The organism is Pseudomonas sp. Eth.TT006 (assembly GCF_054456575.1).
Window position 1 is genome coordinate 24,055 of sequence record NZ_JBTJEN010000016.1, and the last position, 12,630, is coordinate 36,684.

At 54.9% G+C, this 12,630-nt stretch carries 23 protein-coding genes; all 23 read left to right on the plus strand.

From position 1 onward, the window contains the following. Positions 1 to 3 precede the first annotated feature (3 nt). The 23 genes from rpsC to bfr all read left to right on the plus strand — a co-directional run bounded on the left by rpsC (position 4) and on the right by bfr (position 12,591). The gene (gene rpsC, locus ACXR0M_RS22415) at positions 4 to 690 is read left to right on the plus strand and encodes a 30S ribosomal protein S3 (RefSeq protein ID WP_003176422.1); all 687 of its coding nucleotides are present in this window, start codon (positions 4 to 6) and stop codon (positions 688 to 690) included. A gap of 12 nt (positions 691 to 702) precedes the next feature. Continuing rightward, a complete protein-coding gene (gene rplP, locus ACXR0M_RS22420) occupies positions 703 to 1,116 on the plus strand; it encodes a 50S ribosomal protein L16 (RefSeq protein WP_003228729.1) in 414 nt (137 codons plus the stop codon). Beyond that, positions 1,116 to 1,307 (plus strand): 50S ribosomal protein L29, encoded by a 192-nt coding sequence (gene rpmC, locus ACXR0M_RS22425; RefSeq protein WP_002555481.1) that lies wholly within the window; start codon positions 1,116 to 1,118, stop codon positions 1,305 to 1,307. The genes rplP and rpmC overlap by 1 nt, the downstream gene beginning before the upstream one ends. Before the next feature lie 2 nt (positions 1,308 to 1,309). Then, a complete protein-coding gene (gene rpsQ, locus ACXR0M_RS22430; protein ID WP_003194644.1) occupies positions 1,310 to 1,576 on the plus strand; it encodes a 30S ribosomal protein S17 in 267 nt (88 codons plus the stop codon). 23 nt (positions 1,577 to 1,599) lie between these two features. Beyond that, positions 1,600 to 1,968 (plus strand): 50S ribosomal protein L14, encoded by a 369-nt coding sequence (gene rplN / locus ACXR0M_RS22435; RefSeq protein ID WP_002555479.1) that lies wholly within the window; start codon positions 1,600 to 1,602, stop codon positions 1,966 to 1,968. 11 nt (positions 1,969 to 1,979) lie between these two features. Beyond that, positions 1,980 to 2,294 carry a 50S ribosomal protein L24 gene (gene rplX, locus ACXR0M_RS22440; protein WP_003186046.1) on the plus strand — a complete coding sequence of 105 codons (315 nt, stop codon included), beginning with the start codon at positions 1,980 to 1,982 and terminating at the stop codon, positions 2,292 to 2,294. Between the two features lie 20 nt (positions 2,295 to 2,314). Continuing rightward, positions 2,315 to 2,854 (plus strand): 50S ribosomal protein L5, encoded by a 540-nt coding sequence (gene rplE, locus ACXR0M_RS22445; protein WP_003210069.1) that lies wholly within the window; start codon positions 2,315 to 2,317, stop codon positions 2,852 to 2,854. Between the two features lie 13 nt (positions 2,855 to 2,867). After that, the gene (gene rpsN, locus ACXR0M_RS22450; protein ID WP_003228726.1) at positions 2,868 to 3,173 is read left to right on the plus strand and encodes a 30S ribosomal protein S14; all 306 of its coding nucleotides are present in this window, start codon (positions 2,868 to 2,870) and stop codon (positions 3,171 to 3,173) included. Positions 3,174 to 3,382: 209 nt separating this feature from the next. Beyond that, complete coding sequence (gene rpsH / locus ACXR0M_RS22455; RefSeq protein WP_007966178.1) at positions 3,383 to 3,775, plus strand: 30S ribosomal protein S8; 393 nt, start codon at positions 3,383 to 3,385, stop codon at positions 3,773 to 3,775. A gap of 12 nt (positions 3,776 to 3,787) precedes the next feature. After that, positions 3,788 to 4,321 (plus strand): 50S ribosomal protein L6, encoded by a 534-nt coding sequence (gene rplF, locus ACXR0M_RS22460; protein WP_007966176.1) that lies wholly within the window; start codon positions 3,788 to 3,790, stop codon positions 4,319 to 4,321. Positions 4,322 to 4,331: 10 nt separating this feature from the next. Next, positions 4,332 to 4,682, plus strand: coding sequence for a 50S ribosomal protein L18 (gene rplR / locus ACXR0M_RS22465; RefSeq protein ID WP_003186037.1), 351 nt, complete (start codon positions 4,332 to 4,334; stop codon positions 4,680 to 4,682). 3 nt (positions 4,683 to 4,685) lie between these two features. Beyond that, the gene (gene rpsE, locus ACXR0M_RS22470; RefSeq protein WP_003176409.1) at positions 4,686 to 5,186 is read left to right on the plus strand and encodes a 30S ribosomal protein S5; all 501 of its coding nucleotides are present in this window, start codon (positions 4,686 to 4,688) and stop codon (positions 5,184 to 5,186) included. Between the two features lie 2 nt (positions 5,187 to 5,188). Further along, positions 5,189 to 5,365 carry a 50S ribosomal protein L30 gene (rpmD, locus tag ACXR0M_RS22475; RefSeq protein ID WP_003176408.1) on the plus strand — a complete coding sequence of 59 codons (177 nt, stop codon included), beginning with the start codon at positions 5,189 to 5,191 and terminating at the stop codon, positions 5,363 to 5,365. A 3-nt stretch (positions 5,366 to 5,368) separates the two neighbouring features. Further along, positions 5,369 to 5,806 (plus strand): 50S ribosomal protein L15, encoded by a 438-nt coding sequence (gene rplO / locus ACXR0M_RS22480; protein ID WP_003228720.1) that lies wholly within the window; start codon positions 5,369 to 5,371, stop codon positions 5,804 to 5,806. Beyond that, positions 5,807 to 7,135, plus strand: a complete 1,329-nt coding sequence (gene secY / locus ACXR0M_RS22485; protein WP_003228718.1) for a preprotein translocase subunit SecY — start codon at positions 5,807 to 5,809, stop codon at positions 7,133 to 7,135. A 27-nt stretch (positions 7,136 to 7,162) separates the two neighbouring features. Then, positions 7,163 to 7,279: a 50S ribosomal protein L36 gene (rpmJ, locus tag ACXR0M_RS22490; protein ID WP_002555468.1), complete on the plus strand. Its 117-nt coding sequence runs from the start codon at positions 7,163 to 7,165 to the stop codon at positions 7,277 to 7,279. 130 nt (positions 7,280 to 7,409) lie between these two features. Beyond that, entirely contained in the window at positions 7,410 to 7,766 is a 357-nt protein-coding gene (gene rpsM / locus ACXR0M_RS22495) for a 30S ribosomal protein S13 (protein WP_008374135.1), read from the plus strand. Positions 7,767 to 7,796: 30 nt separating this feature from the next. Continuing rightward, a complete protein-coding gene (gene rpsK / locus ACXR0M_RS22500) occupies positions 7,797 to 8,186 on the plus strand; it encodes a 30S ribosomal protein S11 (protein WP_002555466.1) in 390 nt (129 codons plus the stop codon). 18 nt (positions 8,187 to 8,204) lie between these two features. Beyond that, positions 8,205 to 8,825: a 30S ribosomal protein S4 gene (rpsD, locus tag ACXR0M_RS22505; protein ID WP_003176404.1), complete on the plus strand. Its 621-nt coding sequence runs from the start codon at positions 8,205 to 8,207 to the stop codon at positions 8,823 to 8,825. A 22-nt stretch (positions 8,826 to 8,847) separates the two neighbouring features. Beyond that, on the plus strand, positions 8,848 to 9,849 hold the full coding sequence (locus ACXR0M_RS22510) for a DNA-directed RNA polymerase subunit alpha (protein WP_003186012.1): 1,002 nt from the start codon (positions 8,848 to 8,850) through the stop codon (positions 9,847 to 9,849). A 42-nt stretch (positions 9,850 to 9,891) separates the two neighbouring features. Next, a complete protein-coding gene (gene rplQ / locus ACXR0M_RS22515; protein WP_003176402.1) occupies positions 9,892 to 10,278 on the plus strand; it encodes a 50S ribosomal protein L17 in 387 nt (128 codons plus the stop codon). A 240-nt stretch (positions 10,279 to 10,518) separates the two neighbouring features. Then, complete coding sequence (locus tag ACXR0M_RS22520) at positions 10,519 to 11,973, plus strand: catalase (RefSeq protein WP_458833888.1); 1,455 nt, start codon at positions 10,519 to 10,521, stop codon at positions 11,971 to 11,973. Positions 11,974 to 12,123: 150 nt separating this feature from the next. Next, a complete protein-coding gene (gene bfr / locus ACXR0M_RS22525; RefSeq protein ID WP_458833889.1) occupies positions 12,124 to 12,591 on the plus strand; it encodes a bacterioferritin in 468 nt (155 codons plus the stop codon). The last annotated feature ends 39 nt before the right edge of the window (positions 12,592 to 12,630 follow it).

A 12,630-nucleotide genomic window follows, 5' to 3' on the forward strand; every position in this document is an offset into this window, starting at 1 on the left:
GAGATGGGTCAGAAAGTACATCCCATTGGCATTCGCCTGGGAATCGTCAAGGAGCACACCTCCGTCTGGTACGCAGACGGTCGGACTTATGCGGACTACTTGTTCGCAGATCTGAAAGTGCGTGAGTATCTCCAAGACAAACTAAAAAGCGCGTCCGTAAGCCGTATCGATATCCATCGTCCGGCCCAAACTGCACGCATCACCATCCACACCGCTCGTCCAGGTATCGTTATCGGGAAGAAAGGTGAAGATGTTGAGAAACTGCGTCAGGACCTGACCAAGCAAATGGGTGTGCCTGTGCACATCAATATCGAAGAGATCCGCAAGCCGGAGCTCGACGGTATGCTGGTTGCGCAGAGCGTAGCTCAGCAGCTGGAGCGTCGTGTAATGTTCCGTCGCGCTATGAAGCGCGCAGTACAGAACGCCATGCGCATTGGTGCCAAAGGCATCAAAATCCAAGTGAGCGGTCGTCTCGGCGGTGCTGAAATCGCACGTACTGAATGGTATCGCGAAGGTCGTGTGCCACTGCACACCCTGCGTGCCGACATCGACTATGCCAACTACGAAGCTCACACCACCTACGGTGTGATCGGTGTAAAGGTTTGGATCTTCAAAGGCGAAGTAATTGGTGGTCGCCAAGAAGAGCTGAAGCCACAAGCACCAGCGCCTCGTAAAAAAGCTGCTAAGTAAGGGGTACGCCAAATGTTGCAACCTAAGCGTACGAAGTTCCGCAAGCAGATGACCGGCCACAACCGTGGTCTGGCACTGCGCGGTAGCAAAGTCAGCTTCGGCGAGTTCGCGCTGAAGTCTGTAGCTCGTGGTCGTCTCACCGCTCGTCAGATCGAGTCAGCGCGTCGTGCTCTGACCCGTCACGTAAAACGTGGTGGCAAGATCTGGATCCGTGTATTCCCGGACAAGCCGATCTCCAAGAAACCTCTCGAGGTTCGTATGGGTAAAGGTAAGGGTAACGTGGAATACTGGGTTGCCCAGATTCAGCCAGGCAAAGTCCTGTATGAAATCGAGGGTGTTTCTGAAGAGCTGGCGCGTGAGGCTTTCGCCCTGGCTGCTGCAAAGCTGCCGCTCGCCACCTCCTTTGTTAAACGGACGGTGATGTGATGAAAGCGAATGAACTTCGTGAAAAATCCGCACAGCAGCTGAACGAGCAACTGCTCGGCTTGCTGCGCGACCAGTTCAATCTGCGCATGCAGAAAGCAACTGGCCAGTTGGGGCAGTCTCATCTGCTCTCGCAAGTTAAGCGTGACATCGCTCGCGTGAAGACTGTGCTCAACCAGCAGGCAGGTAAGTGATCATGGCTGAAGCCGAAAAAACTGTCCGTACGCTGACTGGCCGTGTTGTCAGCGACAAGATGGACAAAACCATCACCGTTCTGATCGAGCGTCGCGTTAAGCACCCGATCTACGGTAAATACGTTAAGCGTTCGACTAAGCTGCACGCGCACGACGAAACCAATCAGTGCCACATCGGCGACAAAGTCACTATTCGTGAAACTCGTCCGATGGCCAAGACCAAGTCTTGGGCGCTGGTTGATGTTCTCGAACGCGCTGTGGAAGTCTAAGGGCTAGGGGTCGGAGAAATTATATGATTCAGACTCAATCCATGCTCGATGTGGCCGATAACAGCGGCGCTCGCCGCGTTATGTGCATCAAGGTGCTGGGTGGCTCCCATCGTCGTTACGCTGGTATCGGTGACATCATCAAAGTTACCGTGAAGGAAGCAATTCCTCGCGGTAAAGTGAAAAAAGGCCAAGTGATGACTGCTGTTGTAGTCCGCACTCGTCACGGCGTACGTCGTGCTGATGGCTCCATTATCCGCTTTGATGGCAACGCTGCTGTTCTTCTGAACAACAAGCAAGAGCCGATCGGCACCCGTATCTTTGGGCCAGTGACCCGTGAACTTCGTACTGAGAAGTTCATGAAGATCGTCTCGCTCGCCCCAGAAGTGCTGTAAGGAGATCCGACATGCAAAAGATTCGTCGTGACGACGAGATCATCGTGATCGCCGGCAAAGACAAAGGTAAGCGCGGTAAGGTGCTGAAGGTTCTTGCTGACAACCGTCTGGTTGTTGGTGGTCTGAACCTGGTCAAGCGTCATACCAAGCCTAACCCGATGTCGGGCGTACAGGGCGGTATCGTCGAGAAAGAAGCGCCACTGCACGCTTCCAACGTCGCCATCTTCAACGGCGAAACCAACAAGGCTGACCGCGTTGGTTTCAAAGTAGAAGACGGTAAGAAAATTCGTGTCTTCAAGTCGACCCAAAAAGCGGTTGATGCTTGAACACTGCTAGGTAGAAGACCATGGCACGACTAAAAGAGATTTACCGGAAGGAAATCGCTCCGAAACTTAAGGAAGAACTTAAGCTTTCGAACGTGATGGAAGTTCCGCGCGTTACCAAAATCACCCTGAACATGGGTCTGGGCGAAGCGATCGGCGACAAAAAAGTCATCGAGCACGCTGTTGCTGACCTGGAAAAGATCACCGGCCAAAAAGTCGTTGTGACCTACGCTCGTAAATCCATCGCTGGCTTTAAAGTCCGTGAAGGATGGCCGATCGGCGTCAAAGTGACTCTGCGCCGTGAGCGTATGTACGAGTTCCTGGATCGTCTGCTGTCGATCTCCCTGCCTCGGGTTCGCGACTTCCGCGGCCTGAATGCCAAGTCCTTCGATGGTCGTGGCAACTACAGCATGGGCGTGAAAGAGCAGATCATTTTCCCGGAAATCGACTACGACAAGATCGATGCTCTCCGCGGTCTGGACATTACCCTGACCACCACTGCCAAGAACGATGACGAAGGCCGCGCTCTGCTGCGTGCTTTCAAATTCCCGTTCCGCAACTGATTGGAGTAGGAAAATGGCCAAGAAGAGCATGAAAAACCGTGAGCTGAAGCGTCAGCTCACTGTTGCAAAGTACGCCACCAAGCGTGCAGCGCTGAAAGCTATCATCGTTGATCTGAACGCAAGTCCAGAAGCGCGTTGGGAAGCTACCGTAGCTCTGCAGAAGCAACCACGTGACGCCAGCGCTTCGCGCATGCGTAACCGTTGCCGCCTGACTGGTCGTCCGCACGGCGTTTACCGCAAGTTCGGCCTCGGCCGTAACAAACTGCGTGAAGCGGCAATGCGTGGTGACGTTCCAGGTCTGGTTAAAGCCAGCTGGTAATCGCTGTCAAAGCCTTGATGGTGGGGTTCGCAAGAACCTGACCATCGGTGGCCTTGAATCTGAATCAAGCCCCTTTTGGGGCTTGATTCATTTCTGGGGTATGTCTAGAATGACCGGCTCGCCTGAGCCCGTGTTTTTCATGCCCGGAATTTCTCGGCGACAAGTAGTAGCCGCAAGGCTAATTTTTCTGTATTAGGAGCGTCTAGCCCATGAGTATGCAGGACCCGTTAGCGGACATGCTAACTCGAATCCGTAATGCCCAGATGGCTGAAAAGTCTGTCGTAAGCATGCCGTCTTCCACGCTGAAGGTGGCTGTAGCAAAAGTCCTGAAGGACGAAGGTTACATCGCGGATTTTCAGATCACCACCGACGCCAAGCCGTCGTTGTCCATCTCACTGAAGTACTTCGAAGGCCGTCCGGTCATTGAAGAAGTGAAGCGCGTTAGTCGTCCAGGCCTGCGTCAGTACAAGTCCGTTGAAGATCTGCCGAAAGTTCGTGGCGGTCTTGGCGTGTCTATCGTCTCCACCAACAAAGGTGTGATGACGGATCGTGCTGCGCGCGCTGCCGGTGTCGGCGGCGAAGTTCTTTGCACTGTGTTCTAAGGGGGGATAAGCATGTCTCGCGTCGCTAAGAACCCCGTTAAGCTGCCAGCCGGTGTCGAAGTAAAATTCGCAGGCCAACAGCTTTCGGTGAAGGGTGCCAAGGGTACTCTTGAACTGAACATCCATTCGTCCGTTGAGATCGTTGAAGAAGCTGGTGAGCTGCGTTTCGCTGCTCGCAATGGCGATCAGCAAACTCGCGCAATGGCCGGTACCACGCGTGCGTTGGTAAACAACATGGTCCAGGGCGTAAGCCAAGGCTTCGAGCGCAAGCTCCAGCTGGTCGGTGTTGGTTATAAAGCGCAAGCAAAAGGTCAGGTGCTGAACCTGGCTCTTGGCTTCTCGCACCCAGTGGATTACGAACTGCCGCAAGGCATCACCGCTGAGACTCCTAGCCAGACCGATATCCTGATCAAGGGCATCGATAAGCAGCTGGTAGGTCAAGTGGCCGCTGAGATCCGCGACTTCCGTCCACCAGAGCCGTACAAAGGCAAAGGTGTGCGCTACGCGGACGAAGTCGTCCGTCGTAAAGAAGCCAAGAAGAAGTAGGGCATAGCAAATGACCGACAAAAAAGTTACTCGACTGCGTCGCGCTCGCAAAGCACGCCTGAAAATGCACGAACTCGAAGTCGTGCGTCTCTGCGTGTTCCGCTCGTCGCAGCACATCTACGCCCAGGTCATCTCGGCCGACGGCAACAAAGTCCTGGCAAGCGCCTCGACTTTGGATAAAGAACTGCGTGATGGTGCCACCGGCAACATCGACGCGGCCACAAAGGTTGGCCAGCTGGTCGCTACGCGTGCTAAGGCCGCTGGCGTCTCGCAAGTGGCTTTCGACCGCTCTGGCTTCAAGTACCATGGCCGCGTTAAAGCGCTGGCTGATGCTGCTCGTGAAGCTGGGCTGGAGTTCTAAGTTATGTCAAATAACGACCAAAAGCGCGACGAAGGCTACATCGAGAAGCTGGTTCAAGTTAACCGCGTAGCCAAAACCGTTAAAGGCGGCCGTATCTTCACTTTCACCGCGTTGACCGTGGTTGGTGATGGTAAAGGGCGTGTTGGCTTCGGCCGTGGCAAGTCGCGTGAAGTGCCTGCTGCGATCCAGAAGGCAATGGAAGCTGCTCGCCGCAACATGATTCAAGTTGACCTGAACGGCACTACTCTGCAGTACGCAATGAAGTCCGCTCACGGCGCTTCGAAGGTGTACATGCAGCCTGCTTCTGAAGGTACCGGTATCATCGCTGGCGGCGCTATGCGTGCTGTCCTCGAAGTTGCTGGCGTTCAGAACGTTCTGGCCAAATGCTACGGCTCGACTAACCCGGTAAACGTGGTTCACGCCACTTTCAAAGGTCTGAAAGCCATGCAATCTCCTGAGTCCATCGCTGCCAAGCGTGGCCTGACTGTCAAGGAGATCTTCTGATCATGGCTACCGTTAAAGTTACGCTGATCAAAAGCATGACCGGCCGCATCCCTAACCACAAACTGTGCGTTAAGGGTCTGGGTCTGCGTCGCATCGGTCACACTGTGGAAGTCCAGGATACTCCCGAGAATCGCGGGATGATCAACAAGGCTTACTACATGCTGCGTGTCGAGGGTTAATCGATGAAACTCAATGATCTGAGTCCAGCGCCGGGTTCCCGTCGCGAAAAGCATCGTCCGGGCCGTGGTATCGGTAGCGGTTTGGGTAAGACTGGTGGCCGTGGTCACAAAGGTCAGACCTCCCGCTCCGGTGGCACCATTGCTCCAGGCTTTGAAGGCGGTCAACAGCCGCTGCATCGTCGCCTGCCGAAGTTCGGTTTCGTTTCCCTGAAAGCCATGGATCGCGCAGAAGTGCGTCTGTCCGAGCTGGCTAAAGTGGAAGGCGACATCGTCACCGTGCAGTCCCTGAAAGATGCCAACGTGATCAACGTCAACGTACAGCGTGTGAAAATCATGCTGTCCGGTGAAGTGACTCGCGCTGTCACTATCGGCAAGGGAATCGGCGCCACCAAAGGTGCGCGTGCGGCTATCGAAGCAGCTGGCGGCAAGTTCGAGGAATAAATGGCTAAGCAAGGTGCTCTCTCTGCGCTCGGCAAAGGCGGTATGTCTGAACTCTGGGCTCGTCTGCGTTTTCTGTTCCTGGCGATTATCGTCTACCGAATAGGCGCACACATCCCGGTTCCAGGTATCAACCCGGACCGACTCGCAGACCTGTTTCGACAGAATGAGGGGACCATTCTTAGCTTGTTCAACATGTTCTCCGGCGGCGCGCTGGAACGGATGAGCATCTTTGCACTGGGGATCATGCCGTACATTTCGGCATCGATCATCATGCAACTGATGACCGCCGTCAGCCCGCAGCTGGAGCAGTTGAAGAAGGAAGGTGAAGCTGGCCGTCGCAAGATCAGCCAGTACACCCGCTACGGCACCGTCGTCCTCGCTCTCGTTCAGGCTATTGGCATGTCCATTGGTCTGGCGGGGCAGGGCGTTGCGTTCACTGGTGACTTTGGCTTCCATTTCGTCGCGGTATCCACGTTTGTGGCTGGTGCGATGTTCATGATGTGGCTGGGTGAGCAGATTACTGAGCGTGGTGTAGGCAACGGTATCTCGATGTTGATTTTTTCGGGTATCGTCGCCGGTCTTCCGAGAGCAATCGGGCAGTCTTTCGAGTCTGCGCGTCAGGGCGATATCAATATCTTCGCCTTGGTTGCCATCGGTTTGCTGGCAGTAGCGATTATCGGTTTCGTGGTGTTCATTGAGCGTGGCCAGCGTCGTATTGCTGTTCACTACGCCAAGCGTCAGCAGGGCCGCAAGGTTTTTGCCGCGCAGACAAGCCACTTGCCGCTGAAGGTGAACATGGCCGGTGTTATTCCGGCTATTTTCGCGAGCAGCATTTTGCTGTTCCCGGCTTCGTTGGGTGCCTGGTTTGGTCAGTCTGAAGGTATGGGCTGGTTGCAGGACATCTCGCAGTCGATCGCTCCTGGTCAGCCGTTGAATATTCTGCTGTTTAGTGCAGGGATTATTTTCTTCTGCTTCTTCTATACGGCGTTGATGTTCAATCCGAAAGACGTAGCGGAAAACCTGAAGAAGTCCGGTGCCTTTATTCCGGGTATCCGTCCAGGTGAGCAGTCTGCGCGCTATATTGATGGCGTTCTGACTCGCTTGACCATGTTCGGTGCTCTTTACATGACGGCCGTATGCCTGTTGCCCCAGTTCCTGGTGGTTGCAGCAAACGTTCCGTTCTACCTTGGCGGGACCTCGTTGCTGATCGTGGTCGTGGTTGTGATGGACTTCATGTCCCAAGTACAATCGCACCTCGTTTCGCACCAGTACGAATCCCTGATGAAGAAAGCCAACCTGAAGGGTTACGGCAGCGGCATGTTGCGCTGAGTACCCATAAGGTTCGAGGAGTTGGTGATGAAAGTTCGTGCATCGGTGAAAAAGCTGTGCCGTAACTGCAAGATTATTCGCCGCGAAGGTGTTGTTCGGGTAATTTGCAGCGCGGAACCGCGTCACAAACAGCGCCAAGGCTGAGTGTGATTGTGCTTCAAGCCCGGCAGCTAGTGCGCTGCCGGGTTGATTATTTGTTATTACAGCGATATTATCTCGCGCCCTATTTCTTGGCTTCCGGGGCGTAGGTAGCTGTCAATTGGAGTCCCACTGAATGGCCCGTATTGCAGGCGTTAACATTCCAGATAACAAGCATACTGTTATCTCGCTGACCTACATCTATGGTGTCGGTCGCACTACTGCACAGAAAATCTGTGCAGACACTGGGGTAAACCCAGCAGCAAAGATCAAAGATCTGAGCGACGAGCAAATTGAACAGCTGCGTGGCGAAGTGGCGAAGTTCACCACTGAAGGTGACCTGCGTCGCGAAATCAACATGAAAATCAAGCGCTTGATGGACCTCGGTTGCTATCGCGGTCTGCGTCATCGTCGCGGTCTTCCAGTACGCGGTCAGCGTACCAAGACCAACGCGCGTACCCGTAAAGGTCCGCGTAAGCCGATCCGCAAGTAATCGCCCCAGCGAATCGACAGGAATTTAATCATGGCAAAACCTGCTGCTCGTCCTCGTAAAAAAGTTAAAAAGACAGTGGTTGATGGCATCGCCCACATCCATGCTTCTTTTAACAACACCATCGTGACCATTACCGACCGTCAAGGTAACGCTCTTTCCTGGGCTACCTCCGGTGGTTCGGGTTTCCGCGGTTCCCGCAAGTCCACCCCGTTCGCTGCTCAAGTAGCTGCTGAGCGTGCTGGTCAAGCTGCGCTGGAATACGGCCTGAAAAACCTCGACGTCAACGTCAAGGGTCCAGGTCCAGGTCGTGAATCCGCAGTCCGCGCTTTGAACGGCTGTGGCTACAAGATCGCCAGCATCACCGACGTGACGCCAATCCCGCACAACGGGTGCCGTCCGCCGAAGAAGCGCCGCGTGTAATCCAGGAGATTGTAAAGAATGGCTCGTTACATTGGTCCAAAATGCAAACTCGCTCGTCGCGAAGGCACCGATCTCTTCCTGAAGAGCGGCGTGCGCGCGATCGAATCGAAGTGCAACATTGAAGCAGCACCTGGTATCCACGGCCAACGCCGCGGTCGCCAGTCCGACTACGGCACCCAACTGCGTGAAAAGCAGAAGGTCCGTCGTATTTATGGCGTTCTCGAGCGTCAGTTCAGCGGCTACTACAAAGAAGCTGCTGGCAAGAAAGGTGCAACCGGTGAAAACCTGCTGCAACTGCTCGAATGCCGTCTGGACAACGTTGTATACCGTATGGGCTTTGGTTCGACTCGTGCCGAATCCCGTCAGCTGGTATCGCACAAGTCGATCAGCGTTAACGGTCAGACCGTAAACGTTCCGTCGTATCAGGTTCGTGCTGGTGACGTGGTCGCAGTTCGCGAGAAAGCAAAAAACCAACTTCGCATTGTCCAAGCTCTCGATCTGTGTGCCCAACGTGGCCGCGTAGAATGGGTAGAAGTAGACACTGAGAAGAAGTCGGGCGTTTTCAAGAACGTTCCTGCTCGCAGTGATCTGTCCGCCGACATCAACGAAAGCCTGATTGTCGAGCTCTACTCCAAGTAAGGGCTAGAAAATAGGTGCATCCATGCAGATTTCGGTAAATGAGTTCCTGACACCCCGCCATATTGATGTGCAGGTTGTCAGTCCAACCCGCGCCAAGATCACTCTCGAGCCTCTCGAGCGTGGTTTTGGCCACACCCTGGGCAACGCGCTGCGCCGCATCCTGTTGTCCTCAATGCCCGGCTGCGCAGTAGTCGAGGCCGAGATTGACGGTGTGCTCCACGAGTACAGCGCCATCGAAGGTGTACAGGAAGACGTAATTGAAATCCTGTTGAACCTTAAAGGTCTGGCCATCAAGCTGCACGGTCGTGACGAAGTTACGCTGACCTTGTCGAAGAAGGGTTCGGGGGTGGTTACCGCTGCCGATATTCAGCTGGATCATGATGTCGAGATCGTTAATCCCGATCACGTAATCGCTAACCTGGCGTCTAACGGCGCCCTGAACATGAAGCTCACCGTAGCTCGTGGTCGTGGTTATGAACCAGCCGACTCGCGTCAGAGCGATGAAGACGAAAGCCGCAGCATCGGTCGCTTGCAGCTCGACTCTTCGTTCAGCCCGGTTCGCCGTATCGCATACGTGGTGGAAAACGCCCGTGTCGAGCAGCGTACCAACCTGGACAAGCTGGTTATTGATCTGGAAACCAACGGTACTCTGGATCCTGAAGAGGCTATCCGCCGCGCTGCAACCATCCTGCAACAGCAGTTGGCTGCGTTCGTCGACCTCAAAGGTGACAGTGAGCCAGTGGTTGTCGAGCAGGAAGACGAGATCGATCCGATCCTGCTTCGCCCGGTTGACGATCTGGAACTGACTGTACGTTCGGCTAACTGCCTTAAGGCGGAAAACATCTACTACATCGGCGACCTGATTCAGCGCACCGAAGTAGAGCTGTTGAAGACTCCGAACCTGGGCAAGAAATCCTTGACTGAAATCAAGGACGTTCTGGCCTCCCGCGGTCTGTCCCTCGGCATGCGCCTCGACAACTGGCCGCCTGCAAGTCTTAAGAAGGACGACAAGGCGACTGCCTGATCGTCGTAATCACCGAACGTAGTGTTTGGTAAGGAATGAACCATGCGTCATCGTAAAAGTGGGCGTCACCTGAGCCGCACCAGCTCGCACCGCAAGGCCATGTTCCAGAACATGGCGGTGTCGTTGTTCGAGCACGAGCTGATCAAGACTACTCTGCCAAAAGCCAAAGAACTGCGCCGCGTTGCCGAGCCGCTGATCACTCTGGCCAAGACAGACAGCCTGGCTAACCGCCGTCTGGCTTTCGACCGTACTCGTTCGAAAGCTATCGTTGGTAAGCTCTTCAACGACCTGGGCAAGCGTTACGCTACCCGTGAGGGTGGCTACCTGCGCATCCTCAAGTGCGGTTTCCGCGCTGGCGACAACGCGCCTATGGCGTACGTCGAGTTGGTTGATCGTGCTACTGCTGGCGAAGCTGTATCCGCCGAGTAAGACGTCAGTCTGAAACGAAAAACCGGGCCTAGTGCCCGGTTTTTTGTGTCTGCAAGAAAATGCGCTATTCGTACAAGCCCCCAACACCCTGCTGTTGTCACTATGTGCTGGGAAACATCGTTAGTAATTATCTATCGATGTCTGCAAGTTAATGAATTTGTGGGGATCAGATCTATGATCAATACTCCCCAGCAAGCCGATTAGCCGGCAGTTTCAAGACTGACAGAGGAAGAAGACCGCATGAGCCAGATCAAAACGCTTACGACCGCCAGTGGCGCACCTGTCGCTGATAACCAGAATTCTCGCTCTGCCGGCCCTCGTGGCCCGCTGTTGCTCGACGATTTTCATCTGATCGAGAAGCTTGCCCACTTCAACCGTGAAAACATTCCTGAGCGTCGCGTGCACGCCAAGGGTTCGGGTGCTTACGGTACGTTCACCGTGACGCGCGACATCACCGAGTACACCAGCGCCAAACTCTTCGAATCTATCGGCAAGCAAACCCCGACTTTCCTGCGCTTCTCCACCGTGGGCGGCGAGCGTGGTTCTGCCGACACCGAGCGTGATCCGCGTGGCTTTGCCCTGAAGTTCTACACCGAAGAAGGCAACTGGGACATCGTTGGTAACAACACTCCAGTGTTCTTCATCCGCGATCCGCTGAAGTTTCCTGACTTCATCCACACCCAGAAACGCCTGCCGCAGAGCAACCTGAAAAGTGCGCAGATGATGTGGGACTTCTGGTCGCATTCGCCAGAAGCGCTGCACCAGGTAACCATTCTGTTTTCGGATCGCGGCATTCCCGACGGCTATCGCCACATGCACGGCTTCGGTAGCCACACCTACAGCTTGATCAATGCCAAAGGTGAGCGTCACTGGGTGAAGTGGCACTACAAGACTCAGCAAGGGATCAAGAACCTCGCACCGGCCGACGCTGCGCGTCTGGCGGGTACCGATCCGGATTACGCCCAGCGCGATCTGTTTGAAGCAATCGAGCGTGGTGACTTCCCGAAATGGCGTGTATGCATCCAGATCATGACCGAGGCGCAAGCTGCAGCGCATTACGAGAACCCATTCGATGTGACCAAGACCTGGTCGCAGAAGGAGTTTCCGCTGATCGAAGTTGGCGAGTTGGAGCTGAACCGTAACCCGCTGAACTACTTCGCAGAAGTTGAGCAGGCCGCATTCGGTCCAAGCAACATGGTGCCAGGTGTTGGTCTGTCGCCGGATCGCATGCTGCAAGGCCGCGTGTTCGCCTATGCCGACGCACACCGCTACCGCGTTGGCACCAATCACCAGCAATTGCCGGTGAACGCCCCTCGCAGCCCGGTGAACACCTACCAGCGCGACGGTTCGATGGCCTTCGGCAGCAACGGTGGTGCAGCGCCAAACTACGAGCCGAACAGCTACATCGAATCGCCGAAGCAAGCGCCGCACTACGCCGAGCCTGCATTGGCCTTGAGCGGTGCTGCTGACCGTTACGATCATCGCGAAGACACCGACTACTACAGCCACGCCGGTGCGCTGTTCCGCCTGATGAGCGACGAGCAGAAAGCCTTGCTGGTCAGCAATATTGCCGGTGCCATGAGCGGTGTTTCGTCTGATGTGGTTGATCGCCAACTGCAGCATTTCTACAAGGCCGATCCGGCGTATGGAGACGCAATCGCGAAGCTGCTCAACGTACAGCTTAACGAAGTCTAAACGAGAAGCAGAACCGCCCTCATTGGGGCGGTTTTTGCGTTAGTTAGGCCTCTTTTCTCAGAATTTCTTCGCTTTTATTGCGCGAGACGGGGTGACCTTCCGGTCAGCTTGGTTCAAACTACAGACTTTCAAGCAGGGAGATGTAGGGCGATGCAAGGCCACCCAGACGTTATCGATTACCTCAACACGTTGCTGACCGGCGAACTGGCCGCGCGTGACCAATATTTTGTGCACTCGCGGATGTATGAGGACTGGGGTTTCACCAAGCTCTACGAACGAATCAACCACGAGATGGAAGAAGAGGCTGGTCACGCCGATGCGCTGATGCGCCGGATTCTGATGCTTGAAGGCACGCCGCGTATGCGTCCGGATGATCTGGATGTCGGCACCACGGTGGAGACCATGCTCGAAGCGGACCTGCGTCTCGAGTACAAAGTACGCGCCGCGCTGTGCAAGGGTATTGCGCTGTGCGAAACCCACGGCGACTACGTCAGCCGCGACATTCTCAAACTGCAATTGCACGACACCGAAGAAGATCACACTTACTGGCTGGAAAAGCAGTTGGGCCTGATCAAACTTATCGGTATCCAGAACTACCTGCAGTCGCACACTTCCTGAGTTCATCAGGTACAAAAAGCCCCTGTCACCGACAACGTG

What these genes read in the sequence shown, in the direction of transcription:
- rpmC (WP_002555481.1), top strand. Translation starts at nt 1,116, where the DNA reads ATGAAAGCGAATGAACTTCGTGAAAAATCCGCACAGCAGCTGAACGAG.
- rpsD (WP_003176404.1), top strand. Translation starts at nt 8,205, where the DNA reads ATGGCTCGTTACATTGGTCCAAAATGCAAACTCGCTCGTCGCGAAGGC.
- rpsK (WP_002555466.1), top strand. Translation starts at nt 7,797, where the DNA reads ATGGCAAAACCTGCTGCTCGTCCTCGTAAAAAAGTTAAAAAGACAGTG.
- rpsQ (WP_003194644.1), top strand. Translation starts at nt 1,310, where the DNA reads ATGGCTGAAGCCGAAAAAACTGTCCGTACGCTGACTGGCCGTGTTGTC.
- rpsH (WP_007966178.1), top strand. Translation starts at nt 3,383, where the DNA reads ATGAGTATGCAGGACCCGTTAGCGGACATGCTAACTCGAATCCGTAAT.
- rplP (WP_003228729.1), top strand. Translation starts at nt 703, where the DNA reads ATGTTGCAACCTAAGCGTACGAAGTTCCGCAAGCAGATGACCGGCCAC.
- ACXR0M_RS22510 (WP_003186012.1), top strand. Translation starts at nt 8,848, where the DNA reads ATGCAGATTTCGGTAAATGAGTTCCTGACACCCCGCCATATTGATGTG.
- rplF (WP_007966176.1), top strand. Translation starts at nt 3,788, where the DNA reads ATGTCTCGCGTCGCTAAGAACCCCGTTAAGCTGCCAGCCGGTGTCGAA.
- rplN (WP_002555479.1), top strand. Translation starts at nt 1,600, where the DNA reads ATGATTCAGACTCAATCCATGCTCGATGTGGCCGATAACAGCGGCGCT.
- rpmJ (WP_002555468.1), top strand. Translation starts at nt 7,163, where the DNA reads ATGAAAGTTCGTGCATCGGTGAAAAAGCTGTGCCGTAACTGCAAGATT.
- rplX (WP_003186046.1), top strand. Translation starts at nt 1,980, where the DNA reads ATGCAAAAGATTCGTCGTGACGACGAGATCATCGTGATCGCCGGCAAA.
- rplR (WP_003186037.1), top strand. Translation starts at nt 4,332, where the DNA reads ATGACCGACAAAAAAGTTACTCGACTGCGTCGCGCTCGCAAAGCACGC.
- rplE (WP_003210069.1), top strand. Translation starts at nt 2,315, where the DNA reads ATGGCACGACTAAAAGAGATTTACCGGAAGGAAATCGCTCCGAAACTT.
- bfr (WP_458833889.1), top strand. Translation starts at nt 12,124, where the DNA reads ATGCAAGGCCACCCAGACGTTATCGATTACCTCAACACGTTGCTGACC.
- rpsM (WP_008374135.1), top strand. Translation starts at nt 7,410, where the DNA reads ATGGCCCGTATTGCAGGCGTTAACATTCCAGATAACAAGCATACTGTT.
- rplO (WP_003228720.1), top strand. Translation starts at nt 5,369, where the DNA reads ATGAAACTCAATGATCTGAGTCCAGCGCCGGGTTCCCGTCGCGAAAAG.
- ACXR0M_RS22520 (WP_458833888.1), top strand. Translation starts at nt 10,519, where the DNA reads ATGAGCCAGATCAAAACGCTTACGACCGCCAGTGGCGCACCTGTCGCT.
- secY (WP_003228718.1), top strand. Translation starts at nt 5,807, where the DNA reads ATGGCTAAGCAAGGTGCTCTCTCTGCGCTCGGCAAAGGCGGTATGTCT.
- rpmD (WP_003176408.1), top strand. Translation starts at nt 5,189, where the DNA reads ATGGCTACCGTTAAAGTTACGCTGATCAAAAGCATGACCGGCCGCATC.
- rpsC (WP_003176422.1), top strand. Translation starts at nt 4, where the DNA reads ATGGGTCAGAAAGTACATCCCATTGGCATTCGCCTGGGAATCGTCAAG.
- rpsN (WP_003228726.1), top strand. Translation starts at nt 2,868, where the DNA reads ATGGCCAAGAAGAGCATGAAAAACCGTGAGCTGAAGCGTCAGCTCACT.
- rpsE (WP_003176409.1), top strand. Translation starts at nt 4,686, where the DNA reads ATGTCAAATAACGACCAAAAGCGCGACGAAGGCTACATCGAGAAGCTG.
- rplQ (WP_003176402.1), top strand. Translation starts at nt 9,892, where the DNA reads ATGCGTCATCGTAAAAGTGGGCGTCACCTGAGCCGCACCAGCTCGCAC.